At 61.2% G+C, this 20324-nt stretch carries 24 protein-coding genes; 18 read left to right on the top strand and 6 right to left on the bottom strand.

The window, feature by feature from the left end:
• The first annotated feature begins 34 nt into the window (after positions 1-34).
• Genes DXY16_RS00115 through DXY16_RS00090 form a run of 6 tightly spaced genes read left to right on the top strand, consistent with a single transcriptional unit; the run spans position 35 to position 8122 of the window.
• Positions 35-1237, top strand: a complete 1203-nt coding sequence (locus DXY16_RS00115; RefSeq protein ID WP_115118362.1) for an NAD(P)/FAD-dependent oxidoreductase — start codon at positions 35-37, stop codon at positions 1235-1237.
• Entirely contained in the window at positions 1234-2997 is a 1764-nt protein-coding gene (hflX, locus tag DXY16_RS00110) for a GTPase HflX (RefSeq protein WP_115118360.1), read from the top strand. The genes DXY16_RS00115 and hflX overlap by 4 nt, the downstream gene beginning before the upstream one ends.
• On the top strand, positions 2985-4829 hold the full coding sequence (locus DXY16_RS00105; protein ID WP_115118358.1) for an SLC13 family permease: 1845 nt from the start codon (positions 2985-2987) through the stop codon (positions 4827-4829). Before hflX ends, DXY16_RS00105 begins: the two co-directional genes overlap by 13 nt.
• Before the next feature lie 3 nt (positions 4830-4832).
• Positions 4833-6236 carry a TrkH family potassium uptake protein gene (locus DXY16_RS00100; protein WP_115118357.1) on the top strand — a complete coding sequence of 468 codons (1404 nt, stop codon included), beginning with the start codon at positions 4833-4835 and terminating at the stop codon, positions 6234-6236.
• A gap of 15 nt (positions 6237-6251) precedes the next feature.
• On the top strand, positions 6252-6956 hold the full coding sequence (locus DXY16_RS00095) for a TrkA family potassium uptake protein (protein ID WP_115118356.1): 705 nt from the start codon (positions 6252-6254) through the stop codon (positions 6954-6956).
• Positions 6957-6961: 5 nt separating this feature from the next.
• Positions 6962-8122 (top strand): anhydro-N-acetylmuramic acid kinase, encoded by a 1161-nt coding sequence (locus DXY16_RS00090; RefSeq protein WP_115118355.1) that lies wholly within the window; start codon positions 6962-6964, stop codon positions 8120-8122.
• Between the two features lie 48 nt (positions 8123-8170).
• On the opposite strand, the gene DXY16_RS00085 is transcribed toward DXY16_RS00090, so the two are convergent.
• Positions 8171-8509 (bottom strand): hypothetical protein, encoded by a 339-nt coding sequence (locus tag DXY16_RS00085; protein WP_115118354.1) that lies wholly within the window; start codon positions 8507-8509, stop codon positions 8171-8173.
• 246 nt (positions 8510-8755) lie between these two features.
• Here DXY16_RS00085 and DXY16_RS15060 point away from each other — a divergent pair, with 246 nt between their 5' ends.
• Together DXY16_RS15060 and DXY16_RS00075 are read left to right on the top strand one after the other, a co-directional pair.
• On the top strand, positions 8756-9094 hold the full coding sequence (locus tag DXY16_RS15060) for a hypothetical protein (protein WP_115118488.1): 339 nt from the start codon (positions 8756-8758) through the stop codon (positions 9092-9094).
• A gap of 70 nt (positions 9095-9164) precedes the next feature.
• Positions 9165-9392, top strand: a complete 228-nt coding sequence (locus tag DXY16_RS00075; RefSeq protein ID WP_115118353.1) for a hypothetical protein — start codon at positions 9165-9167, stop codon at positions 9390-9392.
• Between the two features lie 22 nt (positions 9393-9414).
• Here the strand turns inward: DXY16_RS00075 and DXY16_RS00070 are convergent, their stop codons facing one another.
• Positions 9415-9594, bottom strand: coding sequence for a hypothetical protein (locus tag DXY16_RS00070; RefSeq protein WP_115118352.1), 180 nt, complete (start codon positions 9592-9594; stop codon positions 9415-9417).
• Positions 9595-9676: 82 nt separating this feature from the next.
• On the opposite strand from DXY16_RS00070, the gene DXY16_RS00065 reads away from it, so the two are divergent.
• Positions 9677-11401 carry an ABC-F family ATP-binding cassette domain-containing protein gene (locus DXY16_RS00065; RefSeq protein WP_115118351.1) on the top strand — a complete coding sequence of 575 codons (1725 nt, stop codon included), beginning with the start codon at positions 9677-9679 and terminating at the stop codon, positions 11399-11401.
• A 115-nt stretch (positions 11402-11516) separates the two neighbouring features.
• Entirely contained in the window at positions 11517-11696 is a 180-nt protein-coding gene (locus DXY16_RS00060; RefSeq protein WP_115118350.1) for a hypothetical protein, read from the top strand.
• Here the strand turns inward: DXY16_RS00060 and DXY16_RS00055 are convergent, their stop codons facing one another.
• Entirely contained in the window at positions 11697-12827 is a 1131-nt protein-coding gene (locus DXY16_RS00055; RefSeq protein WP_115118486.1) for a trypsin-like peptidase domain-containing protein, read from the bottom strand.
• Positions 12828-12993: 166 nt separating this feature from the next.
• Between DXY16_RS00055 and DXY16_RS00050 the strand changes: the two genes are divergently transcribed.
• The 8 genes from DXY16_RS00050 to DXY16_RS00015 all read left to right on the top strand — a co-directional run bounded on the left by DXY16_RS00050 (position 12994) and on the right by DXY16_RS00015 (position 18837).
• Positions 12994-13224 carry a DUF2973 domain-containing protein gene (locus DXY16_RS00050; RefSeq protein ID WP_115118349.1) on the top strand — a complete coding sequence of 77 codons (231 nt, stop codon included), beginning with the start codon at positions 12994-12996 and terminating at the stop codon, positions 13222-13224.
• Positions 13225-13284: 60 nt separating this feature from the next.
• Complete coding sequence (locus DXY16_RS00045) at positions 13285-13668, top strand: hypothetical protein (protein WP_115017609.1); 384 nt, start codon at positions 13285-13287, stop codon at positions 13666-13668.
• Between the two features lie 227 nt (positions 13669-13895).
• Positions 13896-16475 (top strand): ATP-dependent helicase HrpB, encoded by a 2580-nt coding sequence (gene hrpB, locus DXY16_RS00040; protein ID WP_115118348.1) that lies wholly within the window; start codon positions 13896-13898, stop codon positions 16473-16475.
• Between the two features lie 87 nt (positions 16476-16562).
• Complete coding sequence (locus tag DXY16_RS00035; protein ID WP_115118484.1) at positions 16563-16703, top strand: chlorophyll a/b-binding protein; 141 nt, start codon at positions 16563-16565, stop codon at positions 16701-16703.
• 58 nt (positions 16704-16761) lie between these two features.
• A complete protein-coding gene (locus tag DXY16_RS00030; RefSeq protein WP_115118347.1) occupies positions 16762-17004 on the top strand; it encodes a hypothetical protein in 243 nt (80 codons plus the stop codon).
• Complete coding sequence (gene xseA / locus DXY16_RS00025) at positions 16994-18184, top strand: exodeoxyribonuclease VII large subunit (RefSeq protein ID WP_115118346.1); 1191 nt, start codon at positions 16994-16996, stop codon at positions 18182-18184. Before DXY16_RS00030 ends, xseA begins: the two co-directional genes overlap by 11 nt.
• 24 nt (positions 18185-18208) lie before the next feature.
• Positions 18209-18481: an exodeoxyribonuclease VII small subunit gene (gene xseB, locus DXY16_RS00020; protein WP_115118345.1), complete on the top strand. Its 273-nt coding sequence runs from the start codon at positions 18209-18211 to the stop codon at positions 18479-18481.
• Positions 18478-18837 carry a DUF2834 domain-containing protein gene (locus DXY16_RS00015; protein ID WP_115118344.1) on the top strand — a complete coding sequence of 120 codons (360 nt, stop codon included), beginning with the start codon at positions 18478-18480 and terminating at the stop codon, positions 18835-18837. The genes xseB and DXY16_RS00015 overlap by 4 nt, the downstream gene beginning before the upstream one ends.
• Before the next feature lie 3 nt (positions 18838-18840).
• Here the strand turns inward: DXY16_RS00015 and DXY16_RS00010 are convergent, their stop codons facing one another.
• The 3 genes from DXY16_RS00010 to DXY16_RS14970 form a co-directional block, all read right to left on the bottom strand.
• Positions 18841-19203, bottom strand: coding sequence for a zinc finger Ran-binding domain-containing protein (locus DXY16_RS00010; protein WP_115118343.1), 363 nt, complete (start codon positions 19201-19203; stop codon positions 18841-18843).
• Positions 19204-19220: 17 nt separating this feature from the next.
• On the bottom strand, positions 19221-20183 hold the full coding sequence (locus tag DXY16_RS00005) for a YihY/virulence factor BrkB family protein (RefSeq protein ID WP_115118342.1): 963 nt from the start codon (positions 20181-20183) through the stop codon (positions 19221-19223).
• Positions 20110-20324, bottom strand: a 215-nt coding sequence (locus tag DXY16_RS14970) for a hypothetical protein (protein WP_206749534.1), incomplete at its 5' end; no start/stop codon positions are given. The genes DXY16_RS14970 and DXY16_RS00005, both read right to left, overlap by 74 nt.

The following is a 20324-nucleotide window of genomic DNA, read 5'->3' as shown; positions in this document are numbered from 1 at the left end:
TGCCTATGGTCAATTCCACTGCCAACCTGCGCCCATGTCCGCCCCATCCAACGGCCTTGAGGCGGCGCCGTTCCAGCCTGTTGTGATCGTCGGCGGCGGATTTGCCGGCCTCACCCTTGCCCTCAAGCTCAGCCGTCAGCACCCCCGGCCACCGATCGTGCTTGTGGAACCCAGGGAGCAGTTCGCCTTTCTTCCACTGCTCTATGAACTTCTCAGCGGTGAGCTACAGCCCTGGGAGGTTGCCCCTCGCTACGACACGCTGCTCAACAGTTCCGGAATCTCTTTGATCAAGGACCGGGTCAACAGCATCAACTGGCAGTCGAAGACAGTGATGACCGCATCCGGGCAGAACCTCTCCTATGGCCAACTGGTTCTGGCGACAGGCTCAAAACCAAATGATTTCGGCATTCCGGGAGTGAGTGAGCATGCCCTGCACTTCCATTCCCTGGCCGATGTGAGCAGCCTGCGTCAACGGCTGCGCACCGTGCAACGGTTAAACGGCAACCAGATCAATGGGACGTTACCGGCCCTGATCATTGTGGGAGCAGGAGCGACAGGCGTGGAGCTGGCCTGCAAACTCGCCGACCTGGTGGAAGGACGGGTGGCACTTCACCTGATCGAGCAAGGGGATCAGATCCTGCCCCTAGCCCGCGCCTTCAACCGAGAACAAGCGGAGGCCAGCATCCGCCAAAAGGGCATCCAGTGCCACCTCAACGCCAGGGTGGAGACCATGACCGACAACAGCGTGACCTTCACAGGCCAAGGTCGAACCACCACCCTGGCCCACCACGGCCTGATCTGGACCGCTGGCACCAGGTCAAGCCGACCCACACTCACCCCAGAACTCTCAGAGACAACCGACAGGCTCGCCGTCGATGACAGTCTTCGCAGCCTGTCGATCCCCGATTGCCTGGTGATCGGGGATCTGGCCATGCATTCCCAGGCCGATACCAAAACCAGCAGCTGGCCGAGCACCGCTCAGGTTGCGATGCAACAAGGTGAGGCAGCGGCAGCCACCGTGATGGCCATGCGTCAAGACCAGGCTCCGAAGCCCTTCCATTTCAACGACCTTGGCGAGATGCTCAGCCTGGGCAAGGGCGACGCCACCGTGACAGGCATGGGCCTAACCATGGCCGGCCCTCTCGCCTTCAACCTGCGCCGGCTGACCTATCTAGCCAGGCTCCCGAAAGCATCCCTGGGGCTGCGTTCGGCCGGAGCGTGGTTACTGAGCCGTTGAAACAAACCCACCTGGCGGGACGAACCAAAGGCCTGCGTCCCTCCCAACTGCGCCAAGCCGAACGACTCGGGCATCGCCGGCATCCTCAAGGCACTGGGGCTGATCCCCTCACCCTGGAACGCCTCGCGGAGTTAGTGCTGGATCTGGAGCAACCCCTGCATTTGCTGATTGACAGCAGGGGACTCTGCCGTCTGCTCTGGGTGGGGCCACTGAGCGAATCGGGCCAGTTGCTCTCCCATGTGCCAGGCAGCTCTCGACGACGCTCCGGAGATCAACGCCATTGGCGACTGATCAGCTGCTTGAAGGTCAATAGCAAGGCACCACTCAGCCCCGACTCCCGCGAGGCCGTCGTCGCTCTTGATCTGCGCCCAGACAGTTGGTTGCGTTACCCCTGTCAAGCGAAGGCGGGGGGGAACTGGACAGCAGCAGCCTGGCGCCCTGACCCAACGGCGCCCCTGGGATGGTCTGCCGTTGGCGGCGATCAGCTGCACCAACTCTGCCGTGAAGAACTTCCAGGAATCCGAAGCACTGATCCAGCGGCGTTGCCGGTTCCGGCCGCCACCGACGAGGAGCGTGTGTTGCTGCTCACCCTCAGCGGCTCCGATCCTCATCGCAACGAACGGGACCTGGCGGAGCTGGAGGGGTTGGTGCGCAGCGCCGGAGCACACCCCGTGATGATGTGCCAACAAAAGCAATCAGCAGCCAACCCACAAACCCTCTGGGGCACTGGGAAACTGCAGGAGGCGGCCCTGGAGGCTCGACGGCATAACGCCTCCTTAGTGATCACCGATAGAGAACTCTCCCCTGTGCAGGCCAGAAATCTTGAACGCTGGCTCGACTGCCCGGTGATGGATCGAAGCGAGCTGATCCTCGACATTTTCGCCCAACGCGCTGCCAGCGCTGCCGGACGAATCCAGGTGGAACTGGCCCAACTGCGCTATCGGCTGCCCCGTCTGCTGGGGCGGGGACGCAGTCTGTCCCGACAAGGGGGCGGCATCGGCACCCGAGGGCCAGGTGAAACCCAGCTCGAGAAGGATCGCCGTGCAATCAGCCGCCGCATTGAAGCGCTTCGACGCTCGACGCGACAACTCCAAGAGCATCGCGCTCGCCTGCGCGACCGCCGTGAAGGCCTGCCGAGGCTGGCCTTGGTGGGCTACACAAACGCCGGCAAATCGTCTCTGCTCAATGCCCTCTGCTCACGCCATGAGCACAAAAAGGTGTTGGCGGAAAACAAACTATTCGCCACCCTCGATCCCACCACACGCCGTCTCACCCTGCCCCAACCTGCTGCTGCTGCTCGAGAGCTGCTGATCACTGACACCGTGGGCTTCATTCGTGATCTGCCCGACGCCTTGGTGGAAGCCTTTCGCGCAACCCTGGAAGAAGCGCTGGATGCCGACCTGCTGTTGCTGGTGGTCGACCTGGCGGATCCGGACTGGGAGGCCCAGTTGAAAGCAGTGCAAGGACTGCTGGATCAACTGGGATGCAACAAGCCCCGACAGGTCGTGGCAAACCAAATCGACCGCTGTCATGCGGAGGCGATCACCGCAATGATCGACCTGGAGCCGCAGGTGATTTTCATCTCCGCAACCGACGGCACGGGTCTGAAGGGCCTCAAGCAACGCCTCGAGCGAACCTTCTGGAATGATCCAGCTGCCGAGGAAGACAGAGAAGTCGTGCCTGAACTTCCCACAGAAACGAGCACAGATACGGTGGCCTTGCAGACGCCAAATGAGCACGCCCCTCCATGGCCGAATTGAGTGCGGCGCTCCAGCACCCCGAGGCCCTGATCACCCTGGCCGTGCTCGGGCTAGCGGTGGTGTTGTTCATCACCGGTGCTCTCGCCCCGGAACTGACCGGTCTGCTCAGCGTGGCCCTTCTGGTGAGCACCAATGTGCTCACTCCCGAGCAGGGGCTCGCCGGGTTCGGGAGCCCCGCCCTGATCACCCTGATGGGACTGTTCGCCGTCTCCGCAGCACTGTTTCGCAGTGGAGCACTCGACCGACTTCGCGAACTGATCGCCTCCGAGCGCATCCGCACCCCCCGGAGGATGGTCGGTCTACTCGCACTGGTGGTCGGGCCGATTTCGGGAGTGGTGCCCAACACACCAATTGTGGCAAGCCTTTTACCGGTTCTGGAAACCTGGTGTCAGCGGCGGCGCATCGCTCCATCCCGGGTGTTGCTGCCCCTATCGTTCGCCACCCTGTTGGGCGGCACCCTCACCCTGCTGGGCAGCTCAGTGAACCTGCTGGCCAGCGACATCAGCCAGCAGCTTGGTTACGGCGCTCTCGACCTCTTCAGCTTCACCGCCATCGGAGTACCGGTCTGGCTGGTCGGTTCGGCCTACATGCTGCTGGCGCCAGGCGTGCTCCTTCCCAACCGCAGTGCCCCCGACGATCAGCTTGGGACCACTCCTTCCCAGACCGGCTATTTCACCGAGGTCACCATCCCAGGCGATTCCATGCTGGTGGGGCAGACCCTGCGCCACAGCCGCCTGCAACGGCGCTTCGATGTCGATGTACTCGAATTGCAACGGGGCAATGAACGGATCCTGCCGCCTCTCGCCGACCGCCAGATTGAAGCCTGCGACAGGCTTCTACTCCGTGTCACCCGTGCCGACCTGCTTCGTCTCCAGCAGGAACACACCGTGCAGCTGGCCGACGCCGACAGGCCACCCACAAACCAGACTCCTCTTGGACCGGTTGATGCCCCGTTGTTTGGAGGCGATGCGGGAGGGCAGAAAACCGTCGAGGTTCTCTTGCCTGCCGGATCCACCTTGGCTGGCGCCAGTCTGCGCGAACTACGCTTCCGTCAGCGCCACAACGCCACCGTGCTGGCTCTACGCCGCGGCCAACAGACCGTGCAGGAGCGCCTAGGGCAAGCGGTGCTGCGTGAGGGTGATGTGCTTCTGCTCCAGGCTCCACTGGATGCAATCCGCGGGCTGCAGGCCAGCAACGACCTGTTGGTGCTGGACCAACTGGAAAATGACCTGCCCACCATCAGGCGTAAACCTCTGGCCATCGCCATCACCCTGCTGATGTTGCTGGTGCCTTCGGTCACCACAATCCCTCTGGTGGCATCGGTGTTGTTCGCAGTGGTTCTGCTCGTGCTGGTGGGCTGCCTGCGACCTGGTGAAGTGCAACGGTCGATACGCCTCGATGTGATTCTGCTGCTGGGATCACTCTCCAGCTTCAGCATTGCGATGCAGACCAGTGGCCTGGCGGATGGACTCGCCGCCGACATGGAGCGGTTGCTGCTGCACTGGCCGACCTATTGGGCCCTACTGCTGATTTTTCTGGCCACCAATCTGATCACCAGCGTGATGAGCAATGCCGCATCCGTTGCGCTGCTCATTCCAGTGGCCACCCAGCTGTCAGGACCGCTCGGCATTCCGGCCCAGGCTTTGCTGCTTGTGGTGTTGTTCGGCGCCAGTCAGTCCTTTCTGACACCCATGGGCTATCAAACAAACCTGATGGTGTTCGGACCAGGGCGCTATCACTTTCTCGACGTTCCCCGTTATGGCGCTGGTCTCACTCTGCTGATGACGCTGTTGGTTCCCGCTCTCATCCTTTGGCAGTACGGCGCCGCCTGATCGATGCCGATTCCCGCCGCCCTGCATCGAACCCAAGCCTGGTATCGCCGGCTCACAGTGCCCCAGTTCACGGTGGTGACGGGCCTGCTGGTCGTGGCCATCGGCACGGTGATGCTGGCCACTCCATTGTGTTCGAGCCCAAGCGTCGGCCTGTGGGAAGCCTTCTTCACCGCCACCTCGGCGGTGACGGTGACGGGACTGAGTGTGATCGACGTGGGCCAAGATCTCACCGGGTTTGGACAGGGTGTGTTGGCCCTGATGATTCTGGTTGGTGGTCTCGGTCTGATGGCCATCACCACCTTCCTGCAGGGATTTGTGGTGCGGGGAACAGCATTGCGCCGGCGGCTCGACCGTGGTCAGACCCTGGATGAATTTGGCGTCGGCGGTGTGGGAAACACCTTTCGCGGCATCGCCCTGACAGCGGCCGTGCTGATCGTGCTGGGAGCTCTGGTGCTCTACTTCTACGGGTTCACCGATCTGCCTCGCGGTAGTGGACGGCTTTGGGCTGCGCTGTTCCACAGCATCTCGGCCTACAACAACGCCGGCTTCGGGCTATGGAGCGACAGCCTGGAGCACTACCGCACGAACAAGGTGGTGAATGCCGTGGTGCTGCTGCTCATTGTGCTCGGTGGACTGGGATGGAGGGTCACCAATGACCTCTGGACCAATCGCCGACGCCTTCAACGTCGCAACCTCAGTCTGCACACCCGTCTCGTTCTGCGCGCCACGATCATCTTGATCGCGATCGGCACGCTCGGGCTGCTGGTGACTGAAAGTCTGACCCAAGGGCAACTGCTAACGAAACTGGCCTGGCCGGAGAGGTTGATGAGTGCCTTGTTCGAATCGGTCAGCTCCCGAACCGCAGGCTTCACCACGGTGCATCTGTCCCTCAACAGCGTGTCCGATTCAGGGCTGTTGCTGCTGATGACCTTGATGTTCATCGGCGCCAGCCCAGGCGGCACAGGTGGCGGTGTCAAAACCACCACCGTGGTAGCGCTGATGGCCGCCACCCGCTCCACCTTGCGTGGCCGTGAGGAAGTGGTGATCCGCAACCGACAAATCTCCGACAAGGTGGTGCTTCGAGCCGTGAGCATCACAGTGGCCTCGCTGTTGTTTGTGCTCGCCATGGCGCTGCTACTCGCGCTCAACAGCAACCTCAAGGGAGATGAACCATTCACCTTCCTCGAATTGCTATTCACTTGTATTTCCGCCTTCGCCACCGTCGGTTTGGATCTGGGGGTGACCGAAAACCTCAGCCGCTTTGGACAGCTTGTGCTGGTGGTGGGAATGTTCGTCGGACGGCTGGGGATCCTGTTGTTGCTCAGCGCCATCTGGGAGACTCTCAACCGCGACAGGCTCAATCGTCAGAATCGGATTGGTTTCCCACGCGAAGATGTGTATGTCTGAGCAGGAACGAAGGCCATGAGGGAGTGGTGGCATTGGTCTCCCACCCAGGGCGATCAACTTGAGAGCTTCGGGATTGTGGGAGTGGGCCGTTTTGGCACTGCGGTCTGCCAGCAACTGCTCCAAAACGGGGCTGAGGTTTTAGCGGTTGACCGGTCTGCAAGGGCAATTGAAGAACTGAGGCAGCAACTTCCCTCCGTGGAAGCTCGGGTCGTCGACTGCACCGATGAGGAATCGCTGAGGGAAGCCGGCATCCTCGCCATGAACACCGTGGTGATTGCGATCAGCGAACCCATCGAAGCCAGCATTACGGCCACGCTGATCGCCAAAGACAGCGAAGGAACCCGGGTGCGTCGGGTGATCGCCAGGGCGACCAGTGATCTGCACGAGAAGATGCTCAAACGCGTCGGCGCAGACCGGGTTGTCTTCCCGTCACGCATGCAGGGAGAGCGTCTTGGCTTGGAACTGGTCCGGCCCAACCTGATGGAGCGGTTGGAATTGGATGAACGGCATTGCATCGAAGAGATCAAGGTGCCCAGTCGATTTGTTGGACGTTCCCTACGCGATCTCAATCTGCGCAAGAACTACCGCGTCAACGTGCTCGCTGCAGGGCCTGCCAAGGAGCTAACGGTGAACCCGCCGGCCTCGCACATGCTGGTGGAAGACAATGTCTTGGTGGTGATGGGCCTGATCGACGATCTGCAGGATCTGCCAAAGGACTAAGCAACATGCACGTTGTGGGCCTCATGAGCGGCACAAGCGCCGATGGGGTGGATGCAGTGCTGGCCTCGTTCAACGGTTCCCCCCAACACCCCCGCTGGTCGCTCATCCAACAAGCGTCGATCGCCTATCCAGCACCGCTCCAGGAACGAATCCTTGCTGTAGGCCAGGGGGTGCCGCACACGGCCTCCGATCTACTCGACCTCACGGAAGCCATCACCGAGCATCAGGCAGCGGCCGCCCAGGCCTGTGATCCTGAGGGCCGAGCCGCGCTGGTGGGCTGCCATGGCCAGACGGTTTGGCATCGCCCCCCAGCCTCCACAACCAACCGTGACGGCCGCAGAGGGGCCAGTTGGCAGATGCTGCAGGCACCTCTGCTCGCCCAGATCCTCAAGCGACCTGTGGTGCATGACTTCCGCGCCGCCGACCTCGCCCTGGGTGGACAGGGGGCACCTCTGGTGCCGATGGCGGATGCCGCGCTGCTTGGAGCGGCAACGGGCTGGCGGGCATTACTCAACCTCGGAGGCATTGCCAATCTCACCCTGATCCCTCCGGCCCAAGGCCCGGATCGCAAAGCCGATGTACTCGGATGGGACTGCGGACCTGCCAACACGCTGATTGATCTGGCGGTGGAGCACTTCAGCGGCGGCAGAGACCGCGTCGACAAAGACGGTCAGCGAGCCAGTCGAGGACAGGTGGATGAAGCGGCTTTACATCGCTGGCTTGAAGAGCCCTACCTGCATCAGCCCCCACCGAAATCCACGGGCCGTGAACTCTTCGGCCGCCAGGATCTCCAGCGCCGACTCAAAGACCTAAACCCCAAGAACGCTGACGACTGCATCGCCACTCTTACCGCCTTCTCGGCAGCGGTGGTCGCCCAAGACATCAATCAGATGGTGGAGCGAGGCTTACCGCGACCCCAGGAGTTGGTCGCCGCCGGGGGGGGCTGTCGCAACCCCATCCTGATGCGCGAACTGGAACAACGTTGTCGTGGCACGCGCGTCCGCTGCAGCGACGAACTGGATCTACCGGCGGACAGCCGTGAAGCCCTTGTGTTTGCGCTCTTGGCCTGGTGGCACCACCAGCAGCACCCTGGCAATGCGCCTGCGGTAACAGGCGCCCGAGGACGCAGCGTGCTTGGCGTGATTGCGAATCCTCCTGGCTTCTGAATCCGGAGAACACGAACGCATCAGCTAGGACCCATCAGCTCCGCCGCATCAGCTGGGTTTGTAAAGGCGCAACCGACGAGGAGCCCCGCGCAATCGACGGGGGGGCTGAGCTTCTAACTCTGAGCGGATCTGTTCAGCATTGCGAGGCAAGATCTGCGCTGACGCAGGAGGCACGACCGAGGCCTGGGCACTCGCTGGCGGTGTCGAGACCTCGCCCTGCTCCAAGCGCTGGAGGCCCTGCTGAATCAGCACCTTGGCCATGTTGCTCACCGTGCGCGATTCCTGGTCGGCCAAGGCCGACAGGCGCACACACAGCTCCTCAGGCAGCACGACCTGGATTCGAGGGGACTTCGTCTTCCCACTCGATGAGGTTTGGCGGGTGGCCATGCCCCAGAAAGCATCACAGCTACTAAAAAGTGTACTGAGATGCGCAAGGGTAGTATCCAGCACTATGCTGTGGTCATTCTTCAGCACACCGCTCACCCCTCCGGAGAGCCCATGCCCCGATCAGCCAGCCAGGCGTCCAGCGCCGGGGAAACAACCCAAACCCCAGCTGTCCAAAAGCCAAAAGCCAGCGGCATTCAGGTCCCTGAACTACCAAGCAGGCCTCCCCGTCGTCGCGCAACCCGCGCCATCACAGCGGGGGCAGACAGCGCCCAGCCAGCACGGTCACCCGCACGGTCCAAAGCGAAAGCCGCCGGCCAAAGCAGCAGCCAAAACAGCAATGCCAGGCGGCCACGCCGCAGCCAGGAACACAGCGATGTGCTGGTGTCAGCCGTGATCAGCACCTATCTGCTCACGCACCTCCACCATGTGTTGCAACGGGCTGAGTACAGCGCTGTCCAGGAAGGGCGTCGTTCACAGGCCGCGAACTATGCCCAGTTGAGAAAGGTTCTGTGCATGGACGCCCGCAGCATGGAAGACGCATCAGCCACTGGCCTACGCGATGCCGATCTCGACCTTGCAGCCTGAGCAGAACGCAACAGCCTCAGCCCAAAACCATCCAGGAGGAATAGCGTTGAGTCGAGCTAATTCCGCCTCCATGAGCAACGCCGCTGAGCTCTATCGCCGGATCGAGAGCGACCATGCGCTCACCAACGGGCTCTTCCGCCAAGCCTTACAAAACCCCTCAGGCGCCATCTCGGCGATCTGCGAACTCGGCGAGTCCATGGGGCTTCCCGTCAGCCCGGAAGACGTGAAGGCTCACATCAAGAGCCTGGATGACGACTCCACCAAGCAATGGCTGATCAAGGCCCGAGGAGGCCTCTGAGGCGCAACCCAAGGCTCGTGGATCACGGAAGACCGCCCTGATCCTTGTCAGGCATTGTGCGTTCCTGGTTTGCCGTTGGATCCGACAGCTGTTTGTTGCGGCGGTAGCCACCACCGTCGGCCCAGCTGAAGAACAACCAGTAGCTGACGATCGCCAGGCCGGCAGCCACCACCACTGCGGTGATCTGTTCGAGTCGGCGCATGGCCCACGGGATCCCTTCTCGGCTTCCCAGTCTGCATCGCACCCCCCGCACGGGATGATGAGAACCGCCTGCCCCCTTCCCTGTGCTGAGACTGGAGCGCGTCAGCAAGATCTATCCCACTGGGGAGGTGCTGCGTGATGTGACCTGGGAGGTCAAGGCCGGCGACCGGATTGGCCTGGTTGGCGTCAACGGCGCGGGGAAATCCACACAGCTGCGACTGATCGCTGGGCTGGAAGAACCCTCATCCGGACAAGTCGTCCGCCAAGGGGAACCCCGGATCGCCTACCTCCAACAGGAATTCGATGTGGACCTCAAGCGCACAGTGCGCGAGGAACTGTTCCAGGCTTTCGGCGAGGCTGCAGCCGTCCTCAATCGCCAGCGCGAGGTGGAAACAGCGATGGGATCGCAGCAGGCCCAAGACGATCCTGAGCAACTTGACCAGCTGATCCACGAGCTCGGCCGGCTGCAGGCGCGCTTCGAAGGCCTGCACGGCTATGAGCTGGAGGCGCGCATCGACAAACTTCTGCCCACAATCGGCTTCACCCCGGAGGGTGCCGAACGCACCGTGGCCGACTACTCAGGCGGCTGGCAAATGCGCATCGCCCTGGGGAAGATCCTGCTTCAGGACCCAGACCTACTGCTTCTCGACGAACCCACCAACCACCTGGATGTGGAAACAATCCAATGGCTGGAGGGTTACCTCACGGAACAGACGGCGGCCCTTGTGGTCATCAGCCACGACCGCACCTTCCTCGACCGGATCTGCAATCAGATCGTGAGCACAGAGCGAGGGATCTCGCGTTCCTACCTCGGCAATTACACAGCCCACCTCGAACAGAAAGCACAGGAACTGGAAGCAACGCAGGCCGCCTACGACCGACAACAAAAAGAGCTCGCCACCCAACAGGCCTATATCGACCGCTTCAGAGCTAGCGCCACCCGCAGCACCCAGGCCAAAAGTCGTGAAAAGCAGCTTGAGAAGGTTGCACTCGTGGATGCACCAATCGAAAGCATCAGTGGCCCCAGCTTTCAATTTCCCGCTGCGCCTCGCTCCGGCCGAGAGGTTGCTCGCATTGACAATCTCACCCATTCCTACGGAGATCACATCCTTTTTTTGGGGGCAGAACTGGAAATAGAGCGAGGTGACCGCATCGCCTTCGTGGGCCCCAACGGGGCCGGCAAATCCACGCTGCTGCGCCTGGTGATGGGACTGGAGACACCCGATGAAGGCAGTGCAAGGCTCGGCGAGCACAACATCATTGCCAGTTACTTCGAGCAAAACCAGGCCGAAGCCCTGGACCTGAGCAAAACGGTGATTGACACCTTGTTCGAAGCCGTGCCCGACTGGACTCAGACCCAAGTGCGCTCACTGCTGGGCAGCTTCTGCTTCAGCAACGACAGCGTCTTCAAGGAGGTAGGGCAACTCAGCGGGGGCGAAAAAGCACGCCTAGCCCTGGCGTTGATGCTGCTCAGCCCCTGCAACCTGCTGGTGCTTGACGAACCCACCAACCACCTGGATATTCCAGCCAAGCAGATGCTGGAGTCGGCTCTTTGCGACTACGAAGGGGCAGCGCTTCTCGTCTCGCACGACCGCTATTTCATCTCCCGCGTCGCCAATCGGATTGTTGAACTGCGCGATGGCGAGCTCATCCTCTATCGCGGCGATTACGACTACTACCTCCAGAAGAAAGACGAGGAAGCTGCGCAGGCCAAGCAAGCCCAAGCTGCTGCTGATCGAGACGCCAAACGCAAAGCCAATCAGCAAAAACAGAAGCAGAAACAGGCGAAACGCAAAAAGGGCCAGTAACAGAGAATCTGGCCAACGCAAGACGAAACTTCATGCTTGGTTAGGCAGGAAGACTTATTTCGCTTTACCCACAGGTTTTGTGTACATAGGCTGATTTCATTGTTCGAGGCCTGTCATGACAAGCATCCAGCCCAACCATGACGGCCTGAACAACCGCGGCAGCGACGCCGATCAGCAGCATGAGAACACATGGGACTCCGTGGAGACCTATTTCCAGTGCATCACCACTTGCTCCCTTGATGACGGGGAATGCATCACCCGCTGCGTGGACCAATTACGCGATTCTGACGCCTGATCAAGGTTGCAGGCCGCTCATCTCGACCGGCGTCATCGTCACCTGAAGGGCCTGACCATCACGGTCGACAACCAGATTCAACGGCCGATCCACGCCATGACGGTCCACCGCCGAGACGACATCAGCGGGTCCACTGACCCGTGATCCGCCGATCGAAACGATCACATCCCCCAACTGCAGGCCAGCCTGGGCAGCAGGACCAGCAGGCACCAACGATCGGACCACAGCGCCTAGCGGAGCAGGAGCACCGGGTTGCGGTGAGGGCACCGAGGACAAGCCGATCCCCACCATCGGATGACTGGCGCGCCCAGTGCTGACCAACTGGCCGGCAATGGTGCGAGCCCGATTGATCGGAATGGCGAAGCCGAGGCCAGCGCCTGGACCAGAGCGGACCAGGGTGTTGATCCCAACCACTTCACCCGCTGCATTGAGCAGGGGGCCACCGGAATTACCGGGATTAATGGCGGCATCCGTCTGAATCAGATCTAAGCGCTTTCCGGAAATTCCCAGCTGGGACACATTGCGATTGAGGTTGCTAATGATGCCGAGCGTCACGGTGTTCTCAAGACCAAAAGGATTGCCAACAGCGATCGCCCAGTCTCCGACCAGCAATTGATCAGAGTCTCCAAGAGGAGCGATGGGCCAGGGGCCCTCCTGATCAAGACGCACGACTGCCAGATCAGTGAGGCTGTCTTGTCCGAGCACTTGGCCGGACACCCGACGACCATCGGGGAGGCCCACCATCACTTGGTCGGTGTTCTCGACCACGTGAGCATTGGTGAGGACAAGCCCTGACGCATCAAAGATCACGCCACTTCCCTGGCCCCTCTCAACGCGAGACCGCGGAGCAGCAGATCCCTGAAGGCCGAAAAAACGCCGGAAGAAAGGATCCATCAGCAGCCCCTGTGGCAGGCCGGGGATCCCACCGCCGGTTTGCACGGTCCGCTGGGTTTCCAGGGTGACAACGGCAGGCCCGCTGCGCTTGACCGCCTCCGCCACAAACGATCTTGGGGCAATCAGAGCCTGAGCGGCCGAGCGCGCCAGCACTGGAGAGGGAGTCGCCAATGGGAGCAGAGGTATCGCCAGGGCGGCAGCAGAGACGATCACCGGCAAGGAACGGAGTCCCGTCATGAGCGACAACTCAGTGGACACGATCGACTGACGGTAGAAGGGATGTAGACGAAGATCCGCGAGCTTCGACGCCGCAGACGTGACCGGATGCGACCAGAACGGCGATGATTGAGACACGCCCCGATCCCAGTCCTCAGCCTCGGACAGCTCGCCTCGACTCTTCACCATGCTGAACAGCCTGTTTCCCCTGATCTACGGCACCGTTTTTGTGCTGCTGCTTTGGCAGGCCTTCAAGGTGATGGGCCAAGGATTCAAGGCTGCCAACCCTGATAAGGATCGAACCGGGAAGATCACGGTGCATCCCGAGTTGCTCGACCAAGACGGTCGCCTCACTGACGAAGATCTGCTGACGGTGCGATTCAGCGGCGACCAAGAGCCCTCAGAGAACGCCGACTGAATAAGGTTGGTGCAAAGGCTGCCATGAAAGCGCCGATTGGACTCGTAGGGGGACTCCCAGGTGGATCAACGAACACGGATCGTGGCAGCGGTGATCAAATCCGTGAAATTGCCTCCGCGCTTTCGGCTGCACATGCTCAAGGATGACCCCGTGCGCCTTGAGCTGAGCCTCACCCCGTCCTATGGCAAGGAGCCAATCCAGGTGGGCCTAGTGGAATCCCTTGACCTGGTGGCCCGCCGTGACCGCGAAGGCCGCATCCCTCGCGACCTCCAGGGCACCTGGGACTGGACAGTGCGCCACGGTCAAGTGAGCACCGGAGGCTGGAACCCTTATCTGAAGGAAGCCCTCCAAACAATGTTTGAGACAGGACTCCCAGCCATTGTTTATGAAGAGCTCACTGGCGAGGAATACCACCCCGTCGATGGCGCTCGCCACGTGCGCTAAGCCCTAGGAAGACACCCACGCCACCCAATCCTGTGAAGGCGTGCGAATGACTACGGCACACCGCATCCAGACAAAGTAGACAGAAGGAGTACGGCCCTTAAGGTTTTCTTTATGGCCACGCTCAAAGCCTCTCTCGGTCCTCTTGTGCGGCTGCTGGCCGCCCTCGGTGCCGTCAGCAGCCTGCTGCTCGTCGGCCTGCTCAATCTCTTCAGCTGACTGCAAACCCGTTGCCTCACGCCCCATCGGGTTCGTTCCCAATTGACTCCCTGCTGCCGGAGCTGCGTCAGCACCTGAGTCCAGGCTCCATTGTTCTTCTGCAGGCCCCCCCGGGAGCCGGCAAAACCACACGGGCACCCCTGGCCCTGCTCGGATGCTGGCCGAACCTGCCCCCGATCAAGGGCAAGCTGCTCATGCTTGAGCCGCGGCGACTCGCCACCAAGGCGGCAGCCACTCGCTTGGCGGATCAACTGAACGAGCCATTGGGAGAGCAGGTCGGCTACGCCGTACGCCACGAACAGCAGCGCAGCAGCCGAACTCGCCTCGAGGTGATCACCTCAGGGCTGTTTCTACGTCGTCTGCAATCCGACCCGGAGCTGGAGGGCATCGGTTGCGTGATCTTCGACGAATTCCACGAACGGGGACGCGACAGCGACCTAGCCCTGGCTCTGGTGCGGGACACGCAAGCCCTGGTGCGTCCTGACCTCTCGCTGCTGTTGATGTCAGCGACGCTGGACCTCAGCGACCTGCAAGCGCGATTACCGAAGGCCACCGTCCTCACGAGCCAAGGGCGCGCCTATCCGGTGGAGACCCACCACCTTCCGCCCCGCCCCGATGAACAGCTCAACCGCACGGTGCTCCGAGCCATCGAAAAGCATGGCCTCGACCTGGGAGACCCTGACTCTCCTCCCACCCTGCTGGTGTTTCTGCCTGGCCTCAGGGAGCTTGAGCGCTGCCGAGAGCAACTCACCAAAGCCCCTTCCCTTGAGGGTTGGGAGATCTGCTGCCTCCACGGTCAGCAGCCCCTGGCAAGCCAAGGCCAAGTGCTGCGCCCCTGCCGCCGCGATGTCGATGGTCGGGTGGTGCTTGCCACGGCAATCGCGGAGAGCTCTCTCACGATCGACGGCGTCCGTCTCGTGATCGACAGCGGCCTCAGCCGCCACAGCCAATACTCCCCAGGCAGTGGCATGGCAGGACTGATCACCGTGCCCTCCAGTGTGGCCAGTGCTGACCAACGCCGAGGCAGGGCCGGACGTCAGGGCCCTGGCCACTGCATCCGCCTCTGGTCGCAGGCAGAACAACAGCGCAGACCGCGCCATGATCTTCCCGAACTCCTGAGAAGTGACCCACAACCCCTAGTCCTCGACCTGGCCGCTTGGGGCGCCGGGCTGGGGGATGGACTGCATTGGCTCGACCCGCCACCACGCCCAGCCCTTTTGGAGGGGCAGCAACAACTGCAGGCTCAAGGAGCCCTAACAGCCTCCGGCAACCTCAATGCGGCAGGCCGTCAACTCGCCCAACTCGGCGCCCACCCACGCTTGGCGATGATTCTGCTTCAAGCCCGCGCCTGGGGGTGCAGCACGCTTGGCGCTGACCTCGCCGCACTCCTGAGCGAGCGCGACCCTCTCAACCCGCGGGAGCACGGGGTCGACCTCGGGGCCCGCCTACAGCTGCTGCGAGAACGCAAAGGAGAACGCGTCGGCGCCATCCGCCGGCTCAGCAAGCAACTGCAGCAACAGGTCAAAGCACTTCCGGAGTTGCCCGAGACCGAGCTGCCGGGCTGGGCCAGCGCCCCCTCCAGTCAAGACGGAGACGAGGCCATCGCCGCCAGCCTGATCGCGGCAGCATTTCCAGAGTGGCTGGCTCTCCAACGCGCGCAACAACCGGGTCGCTACCAATTGCGTCAGGGACGAGGGGCACTCCTGCATCCACAGGACCCCCTGGTCGGCCAGGAGGCACTGGCCGTGGCTCGCCTTGATCTTGGCCACAGCAATGCCCAGATCCAACTGGCCCTGCCCCTAGCGAAAGCCTGGTTAGTGGAGCGAGCTGAACTGGAAGGGGATTGGCAGACGACTGTGTTCTGGGATGAGGCCAACGGCAGCGTCCGCGCCCAAAGCACCCTGCTGCTCGGAGGTCTGAGACTGCAGACCAAAACGCGACCGAAACCATCTCCCGAGGCCGCCTGCCAACTCTTGCTCGAATGCATCAAGGAGCAGGGGCTGAACCTTCTGCCCTGGGGAGAGGCCAGCGAACAGCTGCGGGCCCGCCTACAGCTGCTCCACCTTCAGCGCGGAGAGCCCTGGCCCTGCAGAGATGTCGACCATCTGCGCCAGGCACCCGAAACATGGCTGAGCAGTGCACTGATGGGCTGCATGGCCTGGCGTGATCTTCAAGAAGACGGGCTGATCGAGGCGCTCTGGGGCGGGCTGGACTGGAGTGAACGACAACGCGTGGATCGCCTCATGCCAACCACAGTGATGATCCCCTCCGGCCGCGCAGCGCGCCTGCGCTATACCGATCAAGAAGTGGTGCTGTCCGTGAAACTGCAGGAAATGTTCGGCTGCGATCAAGGGCCCCATCTGCTCGATCACGCCCTGCCCGTCACCATCGAGCTGCTCTCCCCAGCCGGTCGCCCCCTACAACGAACCCAGGATTTAGAAGGGTTCTGGCAAGGCAGCTATCAAGACGTCCGTCGCGAAATGAGGGGGCGGTATCCGAAACATCCCTGGCCCGACGACCCCCGCACAAGCGCGGCGACGGCCATGACCAAAGCGAGACTGCATCGCGACGGAGGCAAGCCGAGGCCATGAATTAAGCGACCCCAAAACGACTCATCGCCACCTCGTCAAGCGATCTCAATTTTTTGTTACCTTTAGCAAGTCTTGGAGCTGCCACCCATGTCTGACAACACTCGCTTTGGTTTCGTCAACTTTGCTGAAACCTGGAACGGACGTCTAGCCATGATGGGTTTCGTCATCGGCCTTGGCACCGAACTGCTCACCGGTCAGGGGATTCTGACCCAGATCGGCCTGGGCTAATCACCAGGACAGCTCAGCCACTCAGCCCATCTGAGTCGCCCAACCCCGCCAAGCCAAGGTGGGGTCTTTTTATGCCAAGGAACCGACCGCGCTGCGCGAGAGTATCGCCATCCGCCCACTGGCCTTGTCCCGACTTTTTGTCGATAACCGCCGTGACGGCGCTCGGTTGATCAGCAGTGCTTTGGTGCTGTTCACCATCAGCGCCACCCAGATCCTTCAACCCTGGGGATTGCTCCTCACCCTGTTCTTCGCCGTGCTGTGTCTCTACTGGGGCATGGCCTATCGACGCCTTGACCGCTGACGCACCCCCGACCTATTCCGTTCAGGAACTCAACGGCGCCATCGGCTCTCTACTGGAACGCGGTTTTGCTCCTCGTTTTCTGGTGCAAGCCACAGCGTCCCGTCCCCAGGTCAAAAAAGGCCACCTCTGGCTGACCCTCACCGACGGTGAGGCAAGCATTACGGCAGTGGCCTGGGCCTCCAAACTCAAGCAACTCAACTACGTCCCTGCCGATGGCGAAGGGGTCACCGTGGTTGGCAAGCTCAATTTCTGGGCAGCGCGCGCCAGCCTCGCGGTGCAAGTCCTGGATATGCGTCCGAGTCTGAGCACGGTGCTCCGCCGTTTCGAGGCCGTCCGTTCGCTCCTGGAAAGCGAAGGGGTGATCGATCCCAACCGGCGGCGGCCTCTACCCCAAAGCCCCCAGCGCGTGGCGGTGCTCACCAGTGTTCCCAGCTCGGCCCTCGCCGACATCTTGCGAACCGCCAGAGAACGTTGGCCCCTAACCGAATTGGTTGTGATGGCCATTCCTGTTCAGGGAGACGTCGCGGATCGCATCAAGGCTGCTCTCCAGCAGCTGCGCAATGCATCAGCAGGCCTACAACCAGACGCCCTGGTTCTTGCACGCGGAGGCGGCAGTCGAGAAGACCTGATGGTGTTCGACGATGAAGAGCTCTGTCGCAGCCTGGCCAGCTTCCCCTTACCAGTGGTGACCGGGATCGGCCATGAAGACGATCTCACCGTCGCAGACCTCGTGGCGGATCACCGCGCCGCAACACCCACAGCCGCCATGGTGGCTCTGCTGCCCTCGCGGGACACAGCCCAGCTACAGATCAGTGAACGAAGACGGCAACTCACCAACCATCGCAGCTGGTGGACGGAACGACAGCGACAGCGTCTTGCTGAACGCCAGCAAAGCTGGCAGGAACTCAGCCTTCCCAGCGTTCTGATCCAGCGTCGCAGCCAACTGGAGCAGCGCAAGCAACTGTTGCAGGCCCTGTCTCCCCAGCGCTGGCTGGCCCGCGGGTTTGCCATCCTCGAATCACCGAGCGGCGCCGTCATTCGCAGTGTCAACGCTGTAGAGGCCGAGCAAGAGCTGGTTGTTCGACTCAGTGACGGCTCGATTCGGGTGAAAGCGCAAAGCACAGAATGCGATCCGCAGTCAGTGCCAGACGTCGCGCCGAGCGACTCTTTGACCCCCTAGCGTTAAGCCAGAGACGCCACTCTCATGGGCCCGAGGACAACCAAAGACCCGTTGAAACAATGGCGGAAGGATGCGGAGGCCCTCAGCTACGAGGAAGCTCTACAGGCCGCGGATCTCCTCCTGAATCAACTGCAGAACGACAGCATCCCCCTGACGGAACTTCAGCAGACCTATCAACGAGGCCAGATCTATCTCGACCGCTGCGAGAGGCTTCTGGAGGAGGTGGAGCAAACGGTGCTTCAGCTCGATCCAAAGACCATGACAACAGCACCCCTTGATGCCGGTGGCACTCGATGACGAAAGGACTGCGATGGGTCTATCTACTCCTGGCGCTACTGGGGGCTGTTGCTCCCTGGCAAGCCAACCTTGAATTCATCCAGGCCAGCGGAGGCAACGGCTTTGACATCCAGCAATTCATTGCTGATGCAAACATCAATCCTGCAGCCCGCTCCCTCAGTCGTGATCTTCTGATCGGCGCTTCAAGCATCACCATCTGGATCGTTGCAGAAGCGAAAAGGCTGAAGGTGAAACGCTGGTGGATTGCCCTGATAGCCAGTTTCAGCATCTCCTTTGCCTGCGGGGCACCGCTGTTCCTGTTCCTGCGGGAATGCCGGCTGGCTGAACTGCAGCAACAGGAACAGGAAACGGCCTAACCGTCAGTCCACATCCTCAGCGCTGATGTCGATGGTGGCCGAACTTGCAGGCACAGACACCTCCTGTGTTCGTTGTGTCGAGGCTCCATCAGCAGGCGTGCCTCCTGAGCCAGAAGGCAGTTCGGTGCCGCACATCTGACAGACCACAGCTGGGGCAAAGTTCACGGTGCCGCAGGCAGGGCAGGTGCGCATCCGACTCTGCATCAACTTCCAGCCGATCCAACCAACCCCACCCAGCACGAACGGCAAGGCAAGCATCAAAAGCACAAACCCGCCGGCAAGATCAAGCAAGACCCGCCCGGCTGCCGTCGGCAGCAGCACCAGCGCCAACAATGCGATCCAAACCAGGGGAATCGGAGAACGCAAGGGATCAACGGCTCAGATCAGACTTCAGTGTCGCCGATTCCTGCGGGCACAGAGGCCAACCTCACGTGCGGATCTCCGCTTCTGCGCAATCGCCCTTTGGCCATCTCCACACTCCAGCACTGTCCGAAATAGATCACCACACCGATCATCCAGACCCAAAGCGTCAGTACCAACACACTGCCGATCACGCCATACGCCTGGAAGCGAGATCCAAGCGAAAGAATACTGCGACTCACGGCCAGGTTGAGCACCGTCAACAACACACCAATCAAGACAGCACCTGGAATTAACGGCCGGATCGGAACACGACGGCTGGGCAGCAAAAACTGCAGCAAGAGCGCCATTCCCGCAAATCCAAGACAAGGAATCAAAAAGCGACCGAATGTCAAGACAGGGACATAGCGCAAAACTCCTTCGAGCCAGGGAACAGATTGCACGAACTCAGCTAAAGCCGCCGCTGGGATCATGCGCAGATTCGCACTAATCTGATCAACCACAATCAGTAAACCAATTAACAACACCACAACAAACGCCTCAAGGCGCACTTTGATGAAAAACCATACCTGTTGCCGCCAAGGACGATCATCCTGCTGCTGAGGCAAAACACCTTGCCAAATACGATCAGCACCGCGCTGCAAAGTGAGATAAACGTTGGTTGCCGTTACCAACAAGACACCAGCACCTAGCAAACCAGCACCAACACCCTGACGCATGAGCTTATCCAGCGTTTCCTGGACAAGAGCAACAACGGAAGGGGGGAAAATGCCAGCCGTGTAATCAACAATTTGCTCAGCAAGCCCAGCCTGGCGGCCAAGCAACCAAGAGGCAATCGAAAGAACAATCAGCAGCAGCGGGAAGATCGATTGCAGGGTGTAATAGGCAAATGCCGCACTGAGATCCACACAGTCATAACGACACCAACGCGCATAGGCCCGCCAGAGTGAGCCCAGCAATCGTTTCCATCTGGATCGTCGACTCATTCAGACAACTTTTGCCATAGCAAACGCTAGCAACATGAAGCAACTTCTTTCGCTCAGGGAGAAGACGCCAGGCGATGCGCCGCCGTTGCGCGGCCATCGCCTTGACTGAAAGCACAAAAAAAGCCGCCCCATCAGGAGCGG

This window comes from Synechococcus sp. UW105 (genome assembly GCF_900473935.1).
Taxonomy (GTDB): domain Bacteria; phylum Cyanobacteriota; class Cyanobacteriia; order PCC-6307; family Cyanobiaceae; genus Synechococcus_C.
This window is presented reverse-complemented; position numbering and strand designations above follow the sequence as displayed.